The sequence below is a fragment of the Streptomyces sp. KL116D genome (genome assembly GCF_030766975.1).
Lineage (GTDB): Bacteria > Actinomycetota > Actinomycetes > Streptomycetales > Streptomycetaceae > Streptomyces > Streptomyces longispororuber_A.
Genome location: NZ_JASERH010000030.1, coordinates 285,721 through 306,945, shown reverse-complemented (window position 1 = coordinate 306,945; position 21,225 = coordinate 285,721). Strand labels below are relative to the sequence as shown.

At 72.6% G+C, this 21,225-nt stretch carries 19 protein-coding genes; 14 read left to right on the top strand and 5 right to left on the bottom strand.

From position 1 onward, the window contains the following. Complete coding sequence (locus tag RBJ77_RS11530; RefSeq protein ID WP_372344915.1) at positions 1–2,211, top strand: OmpL47-type beta-barrel domain-containing protein; 2,211 nt, start codon at positions 1–3, stop codon at positions 2,209–2,211. A gap of 36 nt (positions 2,212–2,247) precedes the next feature. Here the strand turns inward: RBJ77_RS11530 and RBJ77_RS11525 are convergent, their stop codons facing one another. Beyond that, a complete protein-coding gene (locus RBJ77_RS11525) occupies positions 2,248–2,529 on the bottom strand; it encodes a hypothetical protein (RefSeq protein ID WP_372344914.1) in 282 nt (93 codons plus the stop codon). Positions 2,530–2,768: 239 nt separating this feature from the next. Here RBJ77_RS11525 and legP point away from each other — a divergent pair, with 239 nt between their 5' ends. Further along, positions 2,769–4,568, top strand: coding sequence for a Dot/Icm T4SS effector Zinc-dependent metalloprotease LegP (gene legP / locus RBJ77_RS11520; protein WP_372344913.1), 1,800 nt, complete (start codon positions 2,769–2,771; stop codon positions 4,566–4,568). A gap of 25 nt (positions 4,569–4,593) precedes the next feature. Here the strand turns inward: legP and ligD are convergent, their stop codons facing one another. Continuing rightward, on the bottom strand, positions 4,594–5,625 hold the full coding sequence (gene ligD, locus RBJ77_RS11515) for a non-homologous end-joining DNA ligase (RefSeq protein WP_372344912.1): 1,032 nt from the start codon (positions 5,623–5,625) through the stop codon (positions 4,594–4,596). A 73-nt stretch (positions 5,626–5,698) separates the two neighbouring features. Between ligD and RBJ77_RS11510 the strand changes: the two genes are divergently transcribed. Together RBJ77_RS11510 and RBJ77_RS11505 are read left to right on the top strand one after the other, a co-directional pair. Further along, the gene (locus tag RBJ77_RS11510) at positions 5,699–6,760 is read left to right on the top strand and encodes an ATP-dependent DNA ligase (RefSeq protein ID WP_372344911.1); all 1,062 of its coding nucleotides are present in this window, start codon (positions 5,699–5,701) and stop codon (positions 6,758–6,760) included. 91 nt (positions 6,761–6,851) lie between these two features. Continuing rightward, a complete protein-coding gene (locus RBJ77_RS11505; protein ID WP_372344938.1) occupies positions 6,852–7,733 on the top strand; it encodes a DUF3048 domain-containing protein in 882 nt (293 codons plus the stop codon). Positions 7,734–7,782: 49 nt separating this feature from the next. Here the strand turns inward: RBJ77_RS11505 and RBJ77_RS11500 are convergent, their stop codons facing one another. Further along, on the bottom strand, positions 7,783–8,250 hold the full coding sequence (locus tag RBJ77_RS11500) for a MarR family winged helix-turn-helix transcriptional regulator (protein ID WP_372344910.1): 468 nt from the start codon (positions 8,248–8,250) through the stop codon (positions 7,783–7,785). Positions 8,251–8,396: 146 nt separating this feature from the next. Between RBJ77_RS11500 and RBJ77_RS11495 the strand changes: the two genes are divergently transcribed. From RBJ77_RS11495 to RBJ77_RS11460, 8 genes are all read left to right on the top strand, one after another. Further along, the gene (locus tag RBJ77_RS11495) at positions 8,397–9,152 is read left to right on the top strand and encodes a CoA transferase subunit A (protein WP_372344909.1); all 756 of its coding nucleotides are present in this window, start codon (positions 8,397–8,399) and stop codon (positions 9,150–9,152) included. A 2-nt stretch (positions 9,153–9,154) separates the two neighbouring features. After that, complete coding sequence (locus tag RBJ77_RS11490; RefSeq protein WP_372344908.1) at positions 9,155–9,799, top strand: CoA transferase subunit B; 645 nt, start codon at positions 9,155–9,157, stop codon at positions 9,797–9,799. After that, on the top strand, positions 9,796–10,998 hold the full coding sequence (locus RBJ77_RS11485; protein WP_372344907.1) for an acetyl-CoA C-acyltransferase: 1,203 nt from the start codon (positions 9,796–9,798) through the stop codon (positions 10,996–10,998). Before RBJ77_RS11490 ends, RBJ77_RS11485 begins: the two co-directional genes overlap by 4 nt. Before the next feature lie 21 nt (positions 10,999–11,019). Next, entirely contained in the window at positions 11,020–11,793 is a 774-nt protein-coding gene (gene pcaH / locus RBJ77_RS11480; RefSeq protein ID WP_372344906.1) for a protocatechuate 3,4-dioxygenase subunit beta, read from the top strand. A 9-nt stretch (positions 11,794–11,802) separates the two neighbouring features. Beyond that, positions 11,803–12,405, top strand: a complete 603-nt coding sequence (gene pcaG / locus RBJ77_RS11475) for a protocatechuate 3,4-dioxygenase subunit alpha (protein ID WP_372344905.1) — start codon at positions 11,803–11,805, stop codon at positions 12,403–12,405. Beyond that, positions 12,402–13,712, top strand: coding sequence for a 3-carboxy-cis,cis-muconate cycloisomerase (gene pcaB, locus RBJ77_RS11470; RefSeq protein WP_372344904.1), 1,311 nt, complete (start codon positions 12,402–12,404; stop codon positions 13,710–13,712). Before pcaG ends, pcaB begins: the two co-directional genes overlap by 4 nt. 73 nt (positions 13,713–13,785) lie before the next feature. Then, positions 13,786–14,919, top strand: a complete 1,134-nt coding sequence (gene pcaD / locus RBJ77_RS11465; protein ID WP_372344903.1) for a 3-oxoadipate enol-lactonase — start codon at positions 13,786–13,788, stop codon at positions 14,917–14,919. A gap of 64 nt (positions 14,920–14,983) precedes the next feature. Continuing rightward, positions 14,984–15,793 (top strand): SDR family NAD(P)-dependent oxidoreductase, encoded by an 810-nt coding sequence (locus RBJ77_RS11460; RefSeq protein ID WP_372344902.1) that lies wholly within the window; start codon positions 14,984–14,986, stop codon positions 15,791–15,793. Between the two features lie 24 nt (positions 15,794–15,817). On the opposite strand, the gene RBJ77_RS11455 is transcribed toward RBJ77_RS11460, so the two are convergent. Continuing rightward, on the bottom strand, positions 15,818–18,493 hold the full coding sequence (locus RBJ77_RS11455) for an AAA family ATPase (protein WP_372344901.1): 2,676 nt from the start codon (positions 18,491–18,493) through the stop codon (positions 15,818–15,820). Between the two features lie 241 nt (positions 18,494–18,734). On the opposite strand from RBJ77_RS11455, the gene RBJ77_RS11450 reads away from it, so the two are divergent. Beyond that, positions 18,735–19,844 carry a DUF2510 domain-containing protein gene (locus tag RBJ77_RS11450; protein ID WP_372344900.1) on the top strand — a complete coding sequence of 370 codons (1,110 nt, stop codon included), beginning with the start codon at positions 18,735–18,737 and terminating at the stop codon, positions 19,842–19,844. 180 nt (positions 19,845–20,024) lie between these two features. Next, on the top strand, positions 20,025–20,267 hold the full coding sequence (locus tag RBJ77_RS11445) for a hypothetical protein (protein ID WP_372344899.1): 243 nt from the start codon (positions 20,025–20,027) through the stop codon (positions 20,265–20,267). A 154-nt stretch (positions 20,268–20,421) separates the two neighbouring features. Here RBJ77_RS11445 and RBJ77_RS11440 read toward each other — a convergent pair whose 3' ends face one another. Beyond that, positions 20,422–21,054: a TetR/AcrR family transcriptional regulator gene (locus tag RBJ77_RS11440; protein ID WP_372344898.1), complete on the bottom strand. Its 633-nt coding sequence runs from the start codon at positions 21,052–21,054 to the stop codon at positions 20,422–20,424. Between the last annotated feature and the right edge of the window lie 171 nt (positions 21,055–21,225).

The following is a 21,225-nucleotide window of genomic DNA, read 5'->3' as shown; positions in this document are numbered from 1 at the left end:
ATGCGCAGACATCGCATCCACGGCAGACACAGACTCCTGACCGCGCTGCTCGGCGCCCTGCTGATGGTCCTCGGGCTCGGGGCGCTGCCCTCCGCGAGCGCGGCTCCCGCGCCCGTGGCGGCGGCCGACCAGGTGCTCACCTGGACGGCCGGCGACGACATCACGAAGTACGCGTCGGCGCCGACGACGGCGGTCGCGGGCAAGACCACGATCGTCTTCGAGAACAGCGCGGCGACCGGCAACACGACGGGCATGCCGCACACGCTGACGTTCGACGTGTCGGACCCCGAGTACAACAACGACGTGCCGCTGAACATCCTGGCCAATCCGTTCGACGCGGAGGGCGGCAAGCACTCGGTGGAGGTCACGCTCTCCCCCGGCCGCTACCGCTTCCACTGCTCGATCCCCGGCCACGAGTCGATGCAGGGCATCCTCGTCGTCACCGACGGCGGCACCGACGACACGACGGCCCCGGAGACCTCCGCGAAGGCGGAGGGGCAGACGGACGCCGACGGCGCCTTCATCGGTTCGGCCTCGGTGAGCGTCGCCGCGACCGACGCCGGTTCGGGTGTCGACCGGATCGAGTACGCGCTGGACGGCGGCGCGTACACGCCGTACACGACGCCCGTGGTCGTCGACCAGGTGGGCGCGCACACGGTGACGTACAAGGCGACCGACAAGGCGGGCAACACCTCCGCCGAGAAGTCGCTGGACTTCACCGTGGTCGCACCGCCGACCGACGACAAGACCCCGCCGGAGACGTCGGCGACGGTCAGCGGCGAGAAGAACGCGGACGGCGCGTACGTCGGCATGGCGACCGTGACGGTCACCGCGTCCGACACCGGTTCCGGCGTCAACGCCATCGAGTACGCGGTCGGTGCGGACGGCGCCTGGCAGCCGTACACCGCCCCGGTGATGGTGCACGACGCCGGCGCGTACACGGTGCGCTACCGGGCGAGCGACAAGGCGGGCAACCAGGCCGCCGAGAAGTCCGTCGACTTCACGGTGGTGACGACGCCGCCGCAGGACACGACCCCGCCGACGGTCTCGCTCACGGTGGGCGGCGACAAGAACTCCGACGGCGCCTACGTCAACAGCGCGAAGCTGACGCTGGCGGCGACGGACGACACGTCGGGCGTCGACAAGGTCGAGTACTCGCTCGACGGCGGCCCGTACCTCGCGTACACCGCCCCCGTGGTGGTGGACCGGGTGGGCGCGCACTCGGTGGCGTACCGGGCGAGCGACAAGGCCGGGAACACCTCGGCCGCGCAGACCTTCGTGTTCGCGGTGGCGTCGGGCGGCGGGGTTCCGGCCCCCAACTGCCCGGAGTTCGACGAGCGGTTGACGGTCATCGTCGGCACGGTCGACACCGGCATCCCGAACCGGGTCACGAACAACCGGTGCCGGATCAACGAGTTGATCGAGGACGAGAAGGAGTGGACGTCCCAGGCCCTCTTCCTGAAGCACGTGAAGACGGTCACGGACGCGCTGCTCAAGGAAGGCGTCATCGACCAGCGCGAGTACAACAAGATCAACCGCGCCGCCAAGCAGTCCGGGATCGGCAAGCCCGGACAGACCGAGGGCTACCGGAAGATCATGGACGGCACCCCGGAGTCGTTCGCGAAGTGGGAGCAGGTCGGCGGCGGCAAGTTCCTGCTGAGCGGTGACGGCGCGATCACCAGCGACCCGACCGTCTCCGGCATGGGCATGCTGTGGCTGCCGACCCGCAAGTACGGCGACTTCTCGCTGAAGCTCCAGTGGCGGGACGACGCGCCGGGCACGGGCAACGCCAACGGTGGGGTGTTCGTGCGCTTCCCGTGGGTGCACGACAACCCGGAGGAGCCGCGCCCCGAGTGGGTCGCCATCAAGTACGGGCACGAGGTGCAGGTGCTCGACAAGCCCGACGGCGACATGTACAAGACCGGTTCGATCTACGGCTTCGACCGGGTCGGGCTCGCGGGAGCGGGCGTCACCCAGAAGGGCACGTGGAACGACTACGAGATCAAGGTGGTGGACCAGCACTACTCGATCTACCGCAACGGCGTACTGATCAACGAGTTCGACAACACGGCGGGCCAGGTCTTCGAGCCGCCGCGCTCGGACGACCCGGGCACCGACGGCCGGCGCTACGCCTCCGGCTACATCGGGCTCCAGGTGCACAGCACGACGGACGTCATCTCGTACCGCGACATCCGGATCAGGGAGCTGTGACGGCTCCTCGGAGGTAGGTGTGCGGCTCGTTCGCGTTCAGCGGGCGGGCCGCACTTCCACGTCCACGGAGTCCGAACTCCCGTGCGTGAGTACGGGGTTGCTCTGTACGGACACGAAGTCCTCCGGCGCGACGCTGCCCGAGCCGTCGACGTCGGCGTGCACCCGCACCGTGTAGCGCGCCCGGGGATCGGGCTCCGGCACCGCCAGCGTCACCTGAGCCGCACCGCCGAGGTCGACGTCCGGCGCGGTGGTGCGGGAGACGACGCGGGCCGCCGCGTCGGCGGCGGTGATCTCCTCGACCTGAACCCGCAGGGTCACGGGTGTGTCCGGCGGCCGGACGCCGGGCGCGAGACGGACAGCGATTTCTACGTTTGGCATACGCTCGCCCAGCCCTTGTTGGTCGGTGGCACCCCCACTACTTTCCGCAAAATAGCGCCCTTGACAGAGGGGCGGGAAGCCAAAAGGCCAGGGGGAAATGAATCATGCCTGCTTCCGAGACTCGTGTTCATGGCGAGGGACACGGTGAAGGACACGGGGAATTCCGTTCGTCGCGCGAGGTGAAAACCGGGCTGATCGACGGCGTCAGTTTCCAGATCAAGCCGGTCCAGTACGTGGAGATCGACGGGCTCGCGATGTTCGAGGGCGACATCGTGCTCGGCACGGTCGCCGAACTGGAGCGCCACACAGCGGAATTGAAGGTGGAGTCGGACGGGCAGCTCCCGCAGTCGGCCGTCCCGATCACGGGGCGGCAGTTCCGATGGCCGAGCGGCGTCGTGCCGTTCGAGATCGACGCGGGCCTGCCGAACCAGCAGCGGGTCACGGACGCGATCGCGCACTGGCAGTCCCGCACCCGGATCCGGTTCGTGCGGCGCACGTCCGCCAACTCCGCCCAGTTCCGCGACTTCGTCCGGTTCGTGCCGGGCGGTGGCTGCTCGTCGTTCGTGGGACGGCAGGGCGGGGCGCAGTCGATCACGCTGGGCACCGGCTGCTCGACGGGCAACGCCATCCACGAGATCGGGCACGCGGTCGGCCTGTGGCACGAGCAGAGCCGCGAGGACCGGGACCGGTTCGTGACGATCGTGTGGGCCAACATCACGGCCGGCTTCGAGCACAACTTCGACCAGCACATCAGTGACGGGGACGACGTCGGCGCGTACGACTACGGCTCGATCATGCACTACCCGCGGGACGCCTTCTCCAAGAACGGCCAGGACACCGTCGTGCCGACGGTGCAGGGCGCCGGCATCGGCCAGCGCACCGGTCTGAGCACCGACGACGTCGCCGCCGTGCACGCGATGTACGGTCCCTCGCCGGCGTCCGGGCCCGTGGTGTCGTGGGAGTCGGAGCGGCTCGACGTGTTCGGGATCGGCACGGACTCGGCGATGTTCCACAAGTGGTGGGACGGGAGTTCGTGGGGCCCGAGCGTGCAGGCCTGGGAGTCGCTCGGCGGGATCTGCACGAGCCCGCCGACGACCCTCGCCTGGGCCCACGACCGGCTCGACGCCTTCGTGACCGGCACGGACTCGGCGCTCTACCACAAGTGGTGGGACGGGAGTTCCTGGGGACCGAGCGCCAAGGGCTGGGAATCGCTCGGCGGAATCTGCACCAGCGCGCCCGAGGCCGTGTCGTGGGCGCCCGACCGGCTCGACGTCTTCGTCATCGGGACGGATTCGGCGACGTACCACAAATGGTGGGACGGGAATGCGTGGGGCCCGAGCGTCAAGGGATTCGAATCCCTGGGCGGTATCTGCATGACCAAGCCGAAAGCCGTCTCGTGGGGCGCGAACCGGATCGATCTCTTTGTGGTCGGCACGGACTCGGCGCTCTACCACAAGTGGTGGGACGGGAGTTCCTGGGGACCGAGCGCCCAGGGCTGGGAATCGCTCGGCGGAATCTGCATGAGCGAACCCGTCGCGGTGTCCTGGGGGCAGAACCGGCTCGATCTCTTCGTGGTCGGCACCGATTCCGCGCTCTATCACAAGTGGTGGGACGGGAGTTCCTGGGGACCGAGCGCCCAGGGCTGGGAATCGCTCGGCGGGATCTGTGAGCGCACGCCCGCCGCCGTCTCCTGGAGTCCGGACCGGCTCGACCTGTTCACGGTCGGCACGGACTCGGCGCTCTACCACAAGTGGTGGGACGGGAGTTCCTGGGGGCCGAGCGCCCAGGGCTGGGAATCGCTCGGCGGGATCTGCACCAGCTCGCCGACGGCCGTGTCCTGGGAGCAGAACCGGCTCGACGTGTTCGTCCGGGGCACGGACTCGGCGCTGTGGCACAAGTGGTGGGACGGGAAGAACTGGGGTCCGAGCGTCACCGGCTTCGAGTCGCTCGGCGGCATCCTGACCCGCTTCACCGACTGACGCGGCGGGAGTTCGACGACGGGCCCTAGTCCTCGTGCTTGGCCCGGCTCGGCTGTACCCGCTTGGGCTCACCCGGCATCTTCGGGTACTCGGGCGGGTACGGCAGATCGCCGAGGCCGCGGTCCTTCTCGTCCTTGTCGGCGAGTTCGAGGAGGGCGTCGAGGGAGTACCGCTCGTCGTCCATGCCGGCGTGCACGTCGCCGAGTTCGGCGTACCGCTTGGGCATGGTGAGGATGTCGAAGTCGCGGGGCAGCGCGTCGCCGAGCTCGTCCCAGGTGAGCGGGGCGGAGACGGGGGCGTGCGGGCGGGCGCGGACGGAGTAGGCGGAGGCGATGGTGCGGTCGCGGGCCGTCTGGTTGAAGTCGACGAAGATCCGCTCGCCGCGCTCCTCCTTCCACCAGGCCGTCGTCACGAACTCCGGCATCCTGCGCTCCAGTTCACGGCCGCAGGCGATGGCGGCGCGCCGTACCTCGACGAAGGTCCAGCGCGGTTCGATGGGCACGAAGACGTGCAGGCCGCGCCCGCCTGACGTCTTGGGCCAGCCGCGCAGGCCGCCGAAGTCGTGCAGTACGGAACGGAGTTCGCGGGCGGCGTGCACGGCGTCGGCGTAGTCGGTGCCGGGCTGCGGGTCGAGGTCGATGCGGAGCTCGTCGGGGTGGTCGGGGTCGGCGCGGCGCACCGGCCAGGGGTGGAAGGTGAGGGTGCCGTACTGGGCGGCCCAGATCACGGCGGCGATCTCGGTGGGGCACATCTCGTCGGCGGTGCGGCCCGAGGGGAAGGTGATGGTGGCGGTGGGGATCCAGTCGGGCAGGTTCTTGGGGGCGCGCTTCTGGTAGAAGGACTCGCCGGTCACGCCGTCGGGGTAGCGCTCCAGGGTCGTCGGCCGGTCCCGCAGGGCGCGCACGATGCCGTCGCCCACCGCGAGGAAGTAGTTCGCGAGGTCGAGTTTCGTGTAGGTCGTCGTCCCGCCGTCGGGGAAGAACACCTTGTCGGGGCTGGACAGACGCACCGTCCGTCCGCCCGCCTCCAGCTCCACTGCCGCACCCTTGCTGCCCATGCGCCCACGCTAGGCCGAAGGGACGTATCACGCATACCGGGCGATGAGTGTCGATAGAGGTCAGAATCGGTGCATGGATCTTCCCGTCATGCCGCCGGTCCGCCCGATGCTCGCCAAGTCCGCCGCCCGCATCCCGGCCGGGATGCACTACGAGGCGAAGTGGGACGGATTCCGGGCGATCGTGTTCCGCGACGGGGCCGAGCTCGACCTCACCAGCCGCTCCACCAAGCCCCTGACCAGGTACTTTCCAGAACTCGTCGCGGCTCTCGCGGAGCGGCTCCCGCAGCGCTGCGTACTGGACGGGGAGATCGTGATCGCGCGGGACGGCCGGCTGGACTTCGACGCGCTGACCGAGCGGATCCATCCGGCCGACTCCCGGGTCCGCACGCTGGCCGAGCGCACGCCCGCGTCGTTCGTGGCCTTCGACGTCCTCGCGCTGGGCGACGAGTCCCTGGTCGACGCGCCCCTGACCGAGCGCAGGGGCCGCCTGGAGGAGACCCTCGCGGGCACCACCGCCCCGCTGCACCTGGCACCGGCCACCACCGACGCCGAGCTGGCGCAGCGCTGGTTCGAGCAGTACGAGGGTGCGGGCCTGGACGGCGTCGTGGCCAAGCCGCTCGATCTGCGGTACCGGCAGAACGAGCGCCTGATGATCAAGATCAAGCACGAGCGGACGGCGGACTGCGTGGTCGCCGGGTACCGCTTCCACAAGAGCGGCCCCGTCGTCGGCTCGCTGTTGCTCGGCCTGTACGACGACACGGGCACGCTGCAGCACGTCGGCGTCTGCGCCGCCTTCACGGCGAAGCGGCGCGCCGAGCTGATCACCGAGCTGGAGCCGCTGCGCATGGAGTCCGCCGAGGGCCACCCATGGGCGGCCTGGACGGAGGAGGCCGCGCACGAGAAGTCCCGGCTGCCGGGCGCGACCAGCCGGTGGACCGGCAAGAAGGACCTGTCGTGGGTGGCACTGCGCCCGGAACGGGTGGCCGAGGTGGCGTACGAGCACATGGAGAACGGGGCCCGGTTCCGGCACACGGCCCGCTTCCGGCGCTGGCGCCCCGACCGGACGCCGCAGAGCTGCACGTACGCGCAGCTGGACGAGCCCATGAAGTTCGACCTGGCGGACGTGCTGCGCTGACGCGGTACGGGGGTGAGCGCGGTCGCCCGCTGGGTATGCAGTCGCCGTGGACGGGATACGCAGGCGTGCGTTCGTGGTGGGTGGGCTCGCGATGCTGGGAGCGGGGTGCGAGCCGCGCGACGGGAACGGACCGGCGACCCCGTCCGGGCGCCGCACCGCCCTGCTCGCCGTGAAGATCGACAACGTGGGCGCGGCCCGGCCGCAGACCGGGCTCGACGCGGCGGACATCGTCTACGCGGAGCAGGTGGAGGGCGGGCTCAGCCGCCTCATGGCGGTCTTCGGGTCCCGCGTCCCGGCGGTGGTGGGGCCGGTGCGCAGCGCGCGGGAGACGGATCTGGAGCTGCTGCGGCAGTTCGGCCGTCCGACGCTCGCGTACTCGGGGGCGCAGAGCAGGCTGCGGCCGCTGATCGAGGCGGCGCCGTTGCGCGCGGTGCCGCCGGGCGCGGCGGACGGCGCGTACTTCCGGGGCGGCGGCAAGCCCGCGCCGCACAACCTGTACCTGCGGCCGGCCAGGCTCGGCGGTGTGGCCGCGGGGCAGGACGCGGGTGCGGCGGCCGGGTTCCGGTTCTCCTCGGCGGTCCCGCGCGGCGGGCGGGCCGAGACGGCGAGGACGGTGCGCTTCCCCGCGGCCCGGTTCTCCTTCGACTGGTCGGCGGGGCAGCGCCGTTGGCTGGTGGGCATGGACGGGCGGGCGGCCCTGACGGCGGAGGGGCGGCGGCTGACCGCGGCGACCGTCGTCGTGCAGTACGTCGACGTCCGGCCGTCCCGCTTCCACGACCGGCTCGGCAACACGTCGCCGCTGTCCCGGACCGTCGGCTCGGGGCGGGCCGTCGTGCTGCGGGACGGGCGGGCCTACGAGACGCGGTGGGCGCGGCCGGGCGCGGGCATGGGCACGACGTTCAGGGCGGCGGACGGCGGGGAGACGGTGCCGTTCGCGCCGGGGCCGGTGTGGGTGGTCTTCGCGAAGAAGTAGCAGGGGCAGAAGGAGCAGGCGGAAGGAGCGGAAGGAGCGGGCGACCCGGTCAGCCGCGGCTCGCGGCCACCGGCTCCTGCGGGTTGCGGAGCCCCTCGGCCGCGTCGGCGACCCGCTGGATCAGGTCGAAGAAGACCGTCTGCTCGTCCGGGCTCAGCGGGCCCAGGAAGATCTGGTTCATCCGGGCCGTGCGCACGGTCAGCTTCTTGTGCGTGCGCAGCCCTTCCGCCGTCAGCCGCAGCAGCCAGCGGCGACCGTCCTGCGGGTCCCTGACCTTGTCGACCAGTTCGCGCCTGGTCAGCCGGCTGACCACCTCGGCGATCGTGGAGCGGTCCAGGCCGACCCGCTCGCCCACGGTGCGCTGGTCGAGGCCCGGCTCGGCCACCAGCGCGTTCAGGACCGCGAACTGCGGGGACGTGATCTCCTCCGAGACCATCGTGTTCCACAGCAGGTAGTGCGCCTGCTGGAGCCGCCGGGCGAGATGCCCGGGATGGGTGGTCAGATCCACCGCGGCCATCGTGGCCCTCCCTGCGTTTGTGCCGGTGTACTGAGCAATCGTAGACCCTTGACGGTTCACATACCCAGTGGCAACGTGAGGCCCGTTGCGGAAATGCTCAGTGCGCTGAGCAATTCCTGATGGTTCTAGAGACGGGTCTTGGACACATGGACAAGGTGGTCGCCACGGCGGCGCACGCCGTCGCCGACGTGGGGGACGGCGCATCCCTGGCGGTCGGCGGATTCGGCCTCAGCGGCGTGCCGAACGTACTGATCAGGGCACTGTACGAGCAGGGCACCACAGGCCTGTCCGTGGTGTCGAACAACTGCGGCGCCATGGAGTCCGGCCTCGCGGTCCTGCTGGCGGCGGGCCGCATCGCCCGGGTCACCGGCTCGTACATCGGCGCGAACAAGGAGTTCGCCCGGCAGTACCTGGCCGGTGAGATCGAGGTCGAGATGATCCCGCAGGGCACGCTCGCGGAGCGGCTGCGCGCGGGCGGCGCCGGCATCCCCGCCTTCTACACCCCGGCCGGTGTCGGCACCCAGGTCGCGGACGGCGGACTGCCGTGGCGCTACGACGGGTCCGGCGGCGTCGCGAAGGCCTCGCCGCCCAAGGAGGTCCGGGCGTTCGACGGCGTCGAGTACGTCCTGGAGCACGGCATCCGCACGGACTTCGCGCTCGTCCGGGCCGCGAAGGGCGACCGGCACGGGAACCTCGTCTTCAACAAGTCGTCCCGCAACTTCAACCCCCTCGCCGCGACGGCCGGGCGGATCACCATCGCCGAGGTGGAGGAGCTGGTGGAGCCCGGCGAGATCGAGCCGGACGCGGTGCACCTGCCGGGGATCTTCGTGCAGCGCGTGGTCGCCCTCACCCCGGAGCAGGCCGCCGACAAGGGCATCGAGAAGCGAACGGTGAGTGAGTGACGATGGCGTGGACGCGGGAGCAGATGGCGGCGCGCGCCGCGCGTGAGCTGCGCGACGGGCAGTACGTGAACCTGGGCATCGGCCTGCCCACCCTTATCCCCAACCACCTGCCCAGCGGCGTGGAGGTGATCCTGGAGTCCGAGAACGGGATCCTGGGCACCGGCCCCTACCCGGCGCAGGACGCGGTCGACCCGGACCTGATCAACGCGGGCAAGGAGACGGTGACCGTCCTGCCCGGCGCCTCGTTCTTCGACTCGGCGCTCTCCTTCGGGATGATCCGCGGCGGCCACATCGACGTCGCCGTGCTCGGCGCCATGCAGGTGTCCGCTGCGGGCGACCTCGCGAACTGGGCCGTGCCCGGCAAGATGATCACCGGGATCGGCGGGGCGATGGACCTGGTGCACGGCGCGCGCACGGTGATCGTCACGATGACGCACACCGCGAAGGACGGCTCGCCGAAGCTGGTCGAGGAGTGCTCGCTGCCGCTGACCGGCAAGGGCTGCGTGGACCGGATCATCACCGACCTCGCCGTCCTCGACGTCACGGAACGGGGCCTGGAACTCGTGGAGTCGGCCCCGGGAGTCGACGTGGCGGAGGTCGTCGCGAAGACCGCGGCGCCGGTCCGGGTCCGGGACGGTGTGCGGTGAAGGACGTCTACGTCGTCGACGCGGTCCGCACCCCGATCGGCCGGTACAACGGCGCGCTGGCCGCCGTCCGCCCGGACGACCTGGCCGCGCACGCCATCCGTGAACTGCTCGCCCGCACCCCGGAGTTGGATCCCGCACGGATCGACGACATCTATTACGGGAACGCGAACGGCGCGGGCGAGGAGAACCGCAACGTCGCCCGGATGGCCGGGCTGCTCGCCGGCCTGCCGACGTCCGTGCCGGGCGTGACCGTGAACCGGCTGTGCGCCTCGGGCCTGGAGGCCGTCGTCCAGGCGGCCCGCGCCATCGCCGTCGGCGACGCGTCGATCGCGGTCGCGGGCGGCGTCGAGTCGATGACCCGCGCCCCCTACGTACTGCCCAAGAGCGACCGGCCCTTCCCCGCCGCGCACACCGAGCTGTACTCCACCACGCTGGGCTGGCGCATGGTCAACCCGCGGATGGAGCCGCAGTGGACGGTGCCGCTGGGCGAGTCGGCCGAACTCGTCGCCGACAAGCACGGCATCACCCGCGAGCAGCAGGACGCGTTCGCCCTCGCCAGTCACCACAAGGCGGCCGCGGCGCAGCGCGACGGCCTGTTCGACGCGGAGATCGCGCCGGTGACGATCCCGCAGCGCAAGGGCGACCCGGTCGTCGTCGCCACCGACGAGTGCGTGCGCCCCACCGCGTCCCTGGAGGCGATGGCGAAGCTCCGGCCGTCGTTCCGCGAGGACGGCGGCACGGTCACCGCGGGCAACGCATCGCCGCTCAACGACGGCGCCGCCGCGCTGCTCCTGGTCGACGAGGAGGGCCTCGCGGCCACCGGGTGCGAGCCCCTCGCCCGGGTCTCCGCGTCCGGTGTCGCCGCGCTCGACCCGCACTACTTCGGACTCGCGCCCGTGGAGGCCGTGAACCGGGCACTCGCCAAGGCCGGAAGGGGATTCGACGACCTGTCGACCCTGGAGCTGAACGAGGCGTTCGCCGCGCAGGTCCTCGGCTGCGTCGCCGAATGGCCGGACCTCGACCCGGCGGTCCTCAACCCGCAGGGCGGCGCCATCGCACTGGGCCATCCGCTCGGCGCGTCCGGCGCCCGGCTCGCCGGCACCGTCGCCCACCAGCTCGCCCGCAAGGGCTCGGGGGTCGGCGTCGCCACCCTCTGCATCGGCGTCGGCCAGGGCCTCGCCCTCGTCCTGGAACGTTAGCCAGAAAGGTCAGGGACTCCCATGACGCTCACCCAGCACGACATGGACACCGAGATCGCGGCCGAGCGCGCCGCGTACGAGAAGCGGGTCGCCGACGGCGCGCCGGTCGAGCACCATCCGCGCCGCGACTACGCCCCCTACCGGTCCTCCACGCTGCGCCATCCTCTTCGGCCGCCGGTCGCCATCGACGTCAGCAAGGACCCGGAGCTGGTCGAGCTCGGTTCGCCCGCGTTCGGCGAGCGCGACATCACCGAGATCGACAACGACCTCACCCGGCAGCACACCGGCGAGCCGATCGGCGAGCGGATCACGGTCTCGGGCCGCCTCCTCGACCGGCGGGGCCGCCCGGTGCGCGGCCAGCTGGTGGAGATCTGGCAGGCCAACTCGGCGGGCCGCTACGCCCATCAGCGCGAGCAGCACGACGCGCCGCTCGACCCCAACTTCACCGGCGTGGGCCGGATGCTGACGGACAATCAGGGCCGCTATCACTTCACCACGATCCAGCCGGGCCCGTACCCGTGGCGCAACCACGTGAACGCCTGGCGGCCCGCGCACATCCACTTCTCGATGTTCGGTTCGGCGTTCACGCAGCGGCTCGTGACGCAGATGTACTTCCCGAGCGACCCGCTGTTCCCGTACGACCCGATCATCCAGTCCGTGACGGACGACGCGGCACGGGCCCGGCTGGTCGCGACGTACGACCACGGTCTGTCCGTGCCGGAGTTCTCCATGGGCTACCACTGGGACATCGTGCTCGACGGCCCGCAGGCCACCTGGATCGAAGAAGGGCGCTGAGCGACCACCATGACGAAGATCGACACGACCGATCCGGCGAACGTGCTGCCCACGCCGTCGCACACGGTGGGCCCGTTCTACGGCTACGCGCTGCCGTTCCCCGGGGGCGCGGACATCGCGCCCGCCGGCGCCGCGCACCAGGTCGTCGTGCGCGGCTACGTGTACGACGGCGCGGGCACGCCCCTGCCCGACGCGTTCCTGGAGATCTGGGGCCCCGACTCCGAGGGCGAGCTGCCGCGGGTCGACGGCTCGATCCGGCGCGACCCGGCCACCGGCGGCTACCTCGGCCGCAACGGCGTGGAGTTCACCGGCTGGGGCCGCAGCCAGACCGATGCCGACGGGCACTGGTACGTGCGGACGCTGGCGCCGGGCGCGCGCGGCGCCAACGCGCCCTATCTGAGCGTGTGCGTGTTCGCCCGCGGGCTGCTCGTTCACCTGTTCACCCGGATCTACTTCGAGGGCGACCCGGCGCTGGCCACCGACCCGCTGCTCTCGCGGCTCGCTCCGGACCGCCGCGACACGCTGATCGCCAAGAGGCAGGGCGACGGGACGTACCGTTTCGACATCCGCCTTCAGGGCGAGGGCGAGACGGTCTTCCTGGAGTTCACGTGACCCTGTTCGACCCCGGCACCGAGGACGCGCCGACCGAGGCCACCACGTCCGACGCGGCGTTCCTTCAGGCCCTGCTGGACGCGGAGGCGGGGCTGACGCGCGCGCAGTGCGCGCTCGGCCTGGCCCCCTCCGCGGCCGCCGACGCCGTGACGGCGGCGGCCGTCGCCGCGTCCTTCGACGTCCGGGACCTGGCGCGGCGGGCCCGCGCCGGGGGCAATCCGGTGATCCCGCTGGCCGCCGACCTCACGGCGGCGGTGCCCGCGGAGCACGGGCCGTACGTGCACCGGGGCGCGACGAGCCAGGACGTCCTCGACTCGGCGCTGATGCTGGTCGCGGCGCGAACCCTGGACGTCCTGCTCGCCGAACTCGGGCGTAACGAGGTCGAGTTGGCGACTCTCGCAGCCGCCCACCGGGACACCGTGATGCCGGGCCGTACGCTCACGCAGCACGCGGTGCCGACGACGTTCGGCCTGAAGGCGGCCGGGTGGCGCTCCCTGGTCCTGGACGCCCGCGACCGCGTGCGGACGGTCCGGGGCGGACTTCCGGTCCAACTGGGCGGCGCCGCAGGCACGCTGGCCGCCTTCGAGGCGTACGGGGCGAGCGACCCGCTGCCCCTGGTGGCGGAGTTCGCCCGCGAACTCGGTCTCAGGGAGCCGGAGTTGCCGTGGCACGTGCTGCGCACGCCGGTGGCGGACCTCGCGGGCGCGCTCGCGTTCACCGCGGGCGCGCTCGGCAAGGTGGCCGTCGACGTCCTGACGCTCTCCCGGACCGAGATCGGGGAACTGGCGGAGGGCACGGGCGGCGGATCGTCCGCCATGCCGCACAAGGCCAACCCGGTGCGGGCCACGCTCGTCGCCGCGGCGGGCCGCCGCGCCCCGGGTCTCGCCGCGACGCTGTACGGGTCGACGGCCGCCGAGGACGAGCGGCCGGCCGGGGCGTGGCACGCCGAATGGGCCACGCTGCGCGAGCTGTTGCGGGTGGTCGGCGGGGCGGCGCGGGACGTCGCCGAGCTGGTGCCCGCTCTGGTGGTGCACGGCGACGTGATGCGCGACCACCTCGCTCTCACGGGTGGGGCGATCGTCTCGGAGCGGCTGTCGGCGGAGCTGGCCGGGCTGCTCGGCCGGGGCCGGGCGAAGGCGCTGCTCGCCGCGGCGTCCGGGCGGGCCCGGGCCGAAGGGCGACACCTGGGCGCGGTGCTCGCCGAGGAACCGGACCTGGCGGACGTCGACGTGGCGGCACTGATGGATCCGGCGCGTTACGTCGGGGCGGCCGGCGCACTGGTGGACCGGGCACTGACACGCCGGTGAGCAGCCTCCCGCCCCACCTCGGGGCTCCTCCCCCCTTCCCCTTGTCCACCCCACCACCCCCTGGAGCCCACCCATGAACCACGCCGCCCCCACCCCGCTCCTCCACCACCGTGCCGAGGGCTCGCCCTCCGCTCCCCCGCTTCTTCTCGGGCCGTCCCTCGGGACGTCGTACGCGTTGTGGGATCAGGTCGCCCCCGAGTTGTCGAGTGCGCACCGCGTCGTGCGGTGGGACCTGCCGGGGCACGGCGGGTCGGACGCGGGGCTGATCGGGCGCGGGGCGAGCGTCGGGGATCTCGCGGGGCTGGTGCTTCGGCTCGCCGATGACCTGGGGATCCGTCAGTTCGCCTATGCCGGCGTCTCGTTGGGGGGCGCCGTCGGGCTGTACCTCGCCGTGCACCACCCGGAGCGGCTCAGCAGCCTCGCCGTGTTCTGTTCGTCCGCGCACTTCGGCGGGGCCAGGACCTGGGAGGAGCGGGCCGCGCTCGTGCGGAAGGAAGGCACGGCGGGGGTCGCCGAGACGGCGCCGGCCCGCTGGTTCACGCCCGGGTTCCGGGTGGACCGGCTCGTGCGGGACAACCGGGACGCCGACCCGGAGGCGTACGCGGCCTGTTGCGACGCGCTCGCCGCGTTCGACATCAGCGGGCGGCTCGGTGAGATCACCGTGCCGACGCTGGTCGTGGCCGGCCGCGACGACCCGGCCACCCCGCCCGCCCATCTGCGCGAGATCGCCGACGCCGTACCGGGCGCCGAGCTCGTCGAACTGGCCGGTGCCTCGCACCTGGCGGTCGCCGAGCGGCCGGACGCGGTCGTCGGACTGCTGCGCGCGCACCTCGGGCAGCGTGCGCGGCGCGGCATGGAGGTGCGCCGCGAGGTGCTCGGGGACGCGCACGTCGACCGGGCGCAGGACCGGCAGACGCCGTTCACGGCCCGGTTCCAGGACTTCATCTCGCGCTACGCGTGGGGCGAGATCTGGACCGATCCGACGCTCACCCGGCGCGAGCGCAGCATGGTCACGATGACCGCGCTCGTCGCGCACGGCCACCACGACGAACTGGCCATGCACGTACGGGCGGCCCTGCGCAACGGGCTCACGCCCGACGAGATCGGCGCGGTGCTGCAGCAGTGCGCCGTGTACGTGGGCGTCCCCGCCGCCAACTCCGCGTTCGCGGCGGCCCAGCGGGTCCTCGCCGAGGAGGGTCTCGGGTGACCCCGGCAGGCGTAGGACCAACTGTGCCTCCGGTACGGGGCGTCCGCGCGCCTAGCCTGGCCCCATGGCCACACTTCTGATCACCGGTGCCACCTCCGGCCTCGGCCGGCATCTCGCCTTCGCCCTGGTCCGCGACGGGCACACCGTCCTCGCCCACGGCAGGGACCGGGCCCGCACGGACGCGCTCGTCGCGGAGCTGCGGGCCGCGGCGCAGGACGGCGGGCACGCCGAGGGGTTCGTCGCCGATCTCGCCTCGCTGACGCAGGTGCGCGAGCTGGGCGCGCGGGTCGCCGCGGCCCACCCGGACCTCGACGTCCTCGTCAACAACGCCGGGGTCGGCGCCGGCTCGCGCGGCTCGGGCCGTGAGCTGAGCGCCGACGGGCACGAGCTGCGGTTCGCCGTGAACGTGCTGGCGCCCGTCGCGCTCACCCGTGCGCTGCTGCCCGTGCTGCGCGCCAACGCCCCGTCCCGCATCGTCAATTGCGGTTCCCTCGGACAGGCTCCGCTCGACTTCGACGACCTGGGCCTCGCCCGGGACTACAACGGCACCGAGGCGTACTGCCGCGCCAAGTTCGCCCTCGCCGCGCACACCTTCTCGCTGGCCCGCGAACTGTCCGGCACCGGTGTCACGGCCCACGTCGTCCACCCGGCGACGTACATGGACACGGCGATGGTCAGGGACGCCGGGATCCGGCCGTGGAGCAGCGTCGAGGACGGTGCCGTGGGCGTCCTGGCGCTGGCCACCGGGGCGCCGGGCGCCGAGTCGACCGGCCGGTTCTTCGACGGGCCGCGTCCGGCACGGGCGCACGAGGACGCGTACGACCCGGCCGTGCAGCGCCGCCTCGACGCCGAGCTGGAGCGCCTCGTCGGCTGAGCCGGGCGTCGGTCCGGTCGCGCGCTAGCGCAGTCCGCGGCCCGTCTCCAGCACGTCCCTGGCCCGCGCCGCCAGCCCGTCCGCGCCGCACGAACGGGCCAGCGTCAGACCGCGGTTGAGCTCCGACAGGGAGCGCCCGGCTATCCCGTACTCGACCCGTGCGAGGGCGTGCTCGTACGCGCAGGGAGATGCCTCCAGGTACGTCACCGCCTTGGCGTACAGGGTGAGTTGCTTCTGGCCGGTCTCCAACGCGGCGGCGCAGCGCAGCGCTTCGCCGATCGCGGTGTCCGTGCCGAACCGCTCGGCCTGGACGCGGGCCTCGGCGGCGAGTGCGGCGGCGCGGCCGGGGTCGCTGACGGCGAGGGCGCGGGCCAGGTCGAGGGCCCACGGCGCCATGATCGTGTTGTGTCCGCCGCGGGCGATGGCGGCCTTGGCCGCCGCCTCCAGCTCGTTGACGCCCTCGTCGGTCTCTCCGGTGGCGAGCAGCAGCCTGCCGCGGACCGAGTGCGCGTCGGGCAGCACGATCGTGGACGGGTAGGGCGGTCCGAAGGAGTAGCGGTCCGCGATCTCCATCGCCTCGCCCGCCTTGCCGCGGGCGAGCAGCGTGTCGATCAGCATGCAGGCCGCGTCCCAGTGCATCGGCAGGCCGCGGCCGACGCGGTCGGCGAGGCGCAGCGACTCGCGCAGGAACGCCTCGGCGTCGGTGAGGCGGCCGCGCCTGCGGTGGACGTAGCCGACGAAGGCGTGCGCGAGGGCGAGGTGGCCGCCGCTCCAGCCGGCCGTCTCGTACTCGCGGACGGCCTCGGTGAACAGGCTCTCGGCGCGGTCGAGCCGGTCGGCGAAGAGATAGGCGCTGCCGAGCATGGCGAGGATCTCGAAGCCCCACTCGGGGTCGGTCCAGCCGAGGCCGGGCGCCAGGCGGCCGTTGACGAGGGCCTTGTCGCAGCGCTCGACGACCTCCTCCGCGTTCTCCCCGCGGGTCATCGCGTCGAAGGCGCGCAGCACGAGCAGGACCCGCTCCGGGTTGTCCCGGCCGGCGAGCTGGTCGGCGAGCGCGGCGAGGCTGCGGGAGCGGCCCGGGGAGTCCACCTCGCCGGCGTGGATGCCCTCCCACATGAAGTGCATGGCCTGCAGCCGCAGCCGCGCGTGGCCCGGTTCGAGCCGTCCGGCCTCGGTGTCGATGAGGCGCAGCGCCTCCTCCAGCTGGTCGTTGTGGACCAGGGCCTGGGAGAGCCGGCAGACGGCGTCGACGCGCAGGTCGCCGACGAGTCCGGGCGCCGAGTCGAGCGCGGCGTCCAGGTGGCCGATGGTGGTGGCGGGCGAGGTGAGGAGCGTGGCGCAGCCCAGTTCGTAGTGCACCTGCGGGCGCACGTCGAGCAGCGGCGGCTCCCGCAGGGCGCGCTCCAGGCAGCGGCGGGCGGCCTCGGGCGCGCCGACGGAGAGGTGCTCGCGGGCCGCGGCGCGCCTCTGCTCGACGAGTTCGGGATCGTCGTCGGGGTGCACCTCCAGCAGGTGCCGGGAGGCCGCGGCCGGGCCGTGCCCGGAGGCGGTGACCGCCCAGGCGGCCTGCCCGTGCATGGCGGTGCGGGTGGCCGACGGGATCGCGTCGTAGACGGCGGAGGCGATCAGCGGGTGGACGAACTCCAGCGTGCCCGCGTCGCCGTACGTGGCGTCGGTCAGGATGCGCGCGGCGCGCAGCCGGTCGGCGCAGCGGCCCGCCTGTTCCGGGTTCATCCCGGCGAGGAGGGCGGCGAGTCCCGGTTCGATCCGGGTGCCGAGGATGGCGGCGGCCCAGGCGAACCGGGTCGCCTCCGTGCCGAGCCCTTCGAGGCGGGCGACGAGTCCGCGGCCGCGCGCCGACTTGTTCAGGGCGCGCAGCTGGGCCGCGGAGTCCTCTTCGGGGCGGAGGTCGCTGTCCTGGACCTTGGCGAGCAACTCGACGGTCTCGTACGGGTTTCCGCCGGTGACCGCCCAGACCTCGCGGCAGAACGGGTCGTCGGCGTGGTCGCCGAGCGTGGCGCGGGTCAGGCCCGCGGTGGCGTCCGGGGTGAGGGCGCGCAGCTGGGTGGCGCCGGGCCGGGCGGCGGCGCCCACCGCGTCGAGGCAGGCGGCGGCGCCCGCGTGCTCGGGGTCGCGCTGCGCCACCACGACGAGGACGGGCAGGTCGTCGAGGCGCTCGGCGAACGCGGCGAGCCACTCCAGGGTCTCCAGGTCGGCCCAGTGCGCGTCGTCGATGAGCAGCACCAGGGGCCAGTGCAGCCGGGCCAGCCGGGACACGGCGGCGACGAGGCCGTCGCGCACGCCCTGCGGGTCGGCGGGGCGCCCGGTGGGCTCCGCTATCCCGAGGGCGGGGCCCGCGATGTCGTACCAGTCGCCGAAGTATTCGCGGGCCTCTTCCTCGGTGAGGGCGAGCAGCGCGGGCTGCAGCAGTTGCCGTACGACGTTGAAGGGGACGGAGGTGACCGTCTCGCCGCCCCGGGCCGACCACACGGTGGCCCGTCCGGCGGCCATGTCGCTGACGCGGGAGAGCAGCGCGGTCTTGCCGATCCCGGCGACGCCCTTGAACACGACGAGGCTGCCGGAGGACGCGGCGTCCCCGCACAGGTCGTCCAACGCGCGCGCGGCGACGTCGAGTTCGGATTCCCGCTCCCACAACGGCGGGCCGGAGGAGGCGGCGTCGGCGTGCCGTCCCTGAGTCATCCCGCATCCTCCCGGTGTCGTTCACCCTCGGTCGATCGACGTACTGGTGTCGAGACTAGTAGGCGGGGACGGGCCGTGGTGGGGGGTCCGCGGAGCCGGTGACAATTGGCCGGACCTGGGGTCCGTCAGGTGCGGGCGGGTGGTGGCCGGATCCTGGCGGCGCGGTGCGGCGGGTAACGATCGCGACCGCGATGCGGACCCTCTCATCCCCCTTTCACGCGCGCCTCATACTGTTTCGTCCATGACGTCGCAGACTCCCGCAGGCTGGTATCCCGATCCCGGTCAGGTCCCCGACGGCCCGCGCACCGAACGCTGGTGGGACGGCGGCCGCTGGACGGACCGGACCCGACCCGCAACGACCCCGCCGCCGCTCCCGCCGCAGCCGGCCGGTCAGGCCCCGGCGCCGCTCGCCCAGCAGCCGACGGCTCCGGGTACGATTCCGGCGTACCCCAACCACCCGGCCCAACCTGACTATTCAGCACATCCGGGCCATCCCGCTCACCCGGGCTACCCGGGCTACCCGGGCCAGTTGCCGCCGAAGCCGCGCAACAAGGCCAGGATCGCGATCGCGGCCGGAGTCGCGGTGGTGGTGCTGGCCGGGATCGTCGGCGGCGTCTACGCGCTCACGGCCGGCGACGACAACGGCGGCAGCGGCAAAGTCAGCGCCGAGTCGAAGCGGCCGGAGGGCCCGCGCGGGAACGACGGCGGTCCGGGCGGCGGCAGCGGCGGGGGCGAGGGCAGCCCGTCCCCCGAGGGGCCGCAGTCCCCGCAGGCACCGCTCGACAAGGGCTACGCCACCGACGTCACGAACGGGGTCGCGCTGCCGGTCCTCGACGGCTGGACCGGTGCCGACGGCCCGGGCGTCGCGGGCGTGCAGACCGGCACGTACGCGTGCCCGGACGACGTGACGAAGAAGTGCGTGCGGGGCGGTGCCTCCACGTCGTCGGCCAAGGACCTCAAGCTGGACGCGACGACCGCGGAGGCCGCCGCGAAGGAGGACATCCTCAAGAACGCCAAGGCCTCCTACGGCGGCAAGGTCTACGGCGGGATCGTCCAGCACGACCAGCTGCTCGCGGAGAAGGTCACCGTCGCAGGACAGCAGGGCTACCGGGTGCGCTGGAACGTGGACACCAAGTCGTCCGTCGACGCCTGGGTGGAGTCGGTGGCGTTCCCGTCGCCGTACGACCCGAAGACCCTCGTGGTCGTGCGCATCGGCGTCGACATACCCCGGACCGCGAAGGAGAAGGCCGCGGGCCCCGACGACACCGCGATCGACAAGGTCGTCAAGGGGATCAAGAAGGCCCGGGTGACCATGGGCGGTGACCTGGGCGGCGACGGCCAGGACGTCTGAGGCGGTCCGTCGGTCTACGCAGGGCGACCGGCCCGGCGGTAGACCCGACGGCCGCCCCCGGCCCGCACTTCGGCCCCCTCGGCCGAGCGGTCGGCCCCGTCTCCTCCGGTCCGCACGGATGCGGGCGCGACCGCGGGGTACCGGGTGGGGCGTCCCAGCCCTTCACGAGGGAGCCCCAGAATGACAACGCCCGCTCCGGATTGTGTCGTGCTCGACATCCCGCAAGGACTGCGGCTGGATCTGCTGGGCCTCGTCGTCGAGGTCGGTCAGGTCCGGATCGTCGCCGACCGGGACGGTCTGCTCGGTGGCCTCATCGCTTCGTTGACGTGCGGGGGCGGCGCAGCCGCCGCGCAGAGTCTGGAGGCCATGGCGCAGATGGTGCGCGCCCGGGAACAGACCGCGGAGGCCAACGGCCGGACCTAGGGCCGGTCCGGACGGTGACGCACATGGGCCGGGCGGGTCCCCCTCCGCTCAGTGGAGGGACCCGCCCGGCCCGGGGGTGCGCGCCGCCCCCGTCCCCACGGTGCGGCGCGGGCAGACCACCGGCCGGTCATCCCTGCGGCCGGTGGTCTCCCGTCTAGGTGGTCCGCCCCGTGGGGGCCAGACCGAGTTGCGGAAGCAGCACGCGCTCGACGAAGCCCGACATGTAGTCGGCGTCGGCGTCGCGCCCCTCCAGGATGGGTCGGCTGCGCATCACTCCGAAGAGCTGCGCCGCCAGATAGGGCAGGGCCGGATGGTCGGCGGCGACCTCGCCGCGCGCCACGGCCCGCTCCACGATCGCGTCCACGGACGCGATCTCCGGCTCGATCAGCGCCTCCCGCAGCGCGCACTTCAGCTCCGCGTCCTGCTGGACGGCGTGCCCGAGCGCCTGCATCAGCGTGGTGTCCGGCTTGGCCTGCGTCGCCGCGTTGCGCGCGGCGGTCACGAGGTCTCCTGCGAGGGTACCCGTGTCGGCCGCGAAGAACTTCGTGCACCGGCCGGCCCGCAGCGCGGCGGCCACCAGCTGCGGCTTGGTCTTCCACTGCCGGTACAGCGTGGACTTGCTGCAGCACGCCTGCGCGGCGACGCCCTCCATGGTGAGCGCGTCGTAGCCGTTCTTCCGCAGCTGGTCGAGGACCGCGTCGTAGAACTCCTGCGCCCGCTCAGGGGTGATCTTGGAACGGCGCGAAGTGGTCTGCGCCGCCACGGCGGTCTGCTCTCGCGTCGTCATGACCCACTCACTCCTCGCTCGGCGTCCGTGTCGATGAGATCACATCCCCTATCGATACGCCAGTGTACCGGTACGCGAACGTTTCGGTACACTGGCGTATCGATGAGTACGACGACCGGTCGTGCTCGCCCCAGCGCGCCACAAGCGCGCCCAGGCACCATCACGCACAAC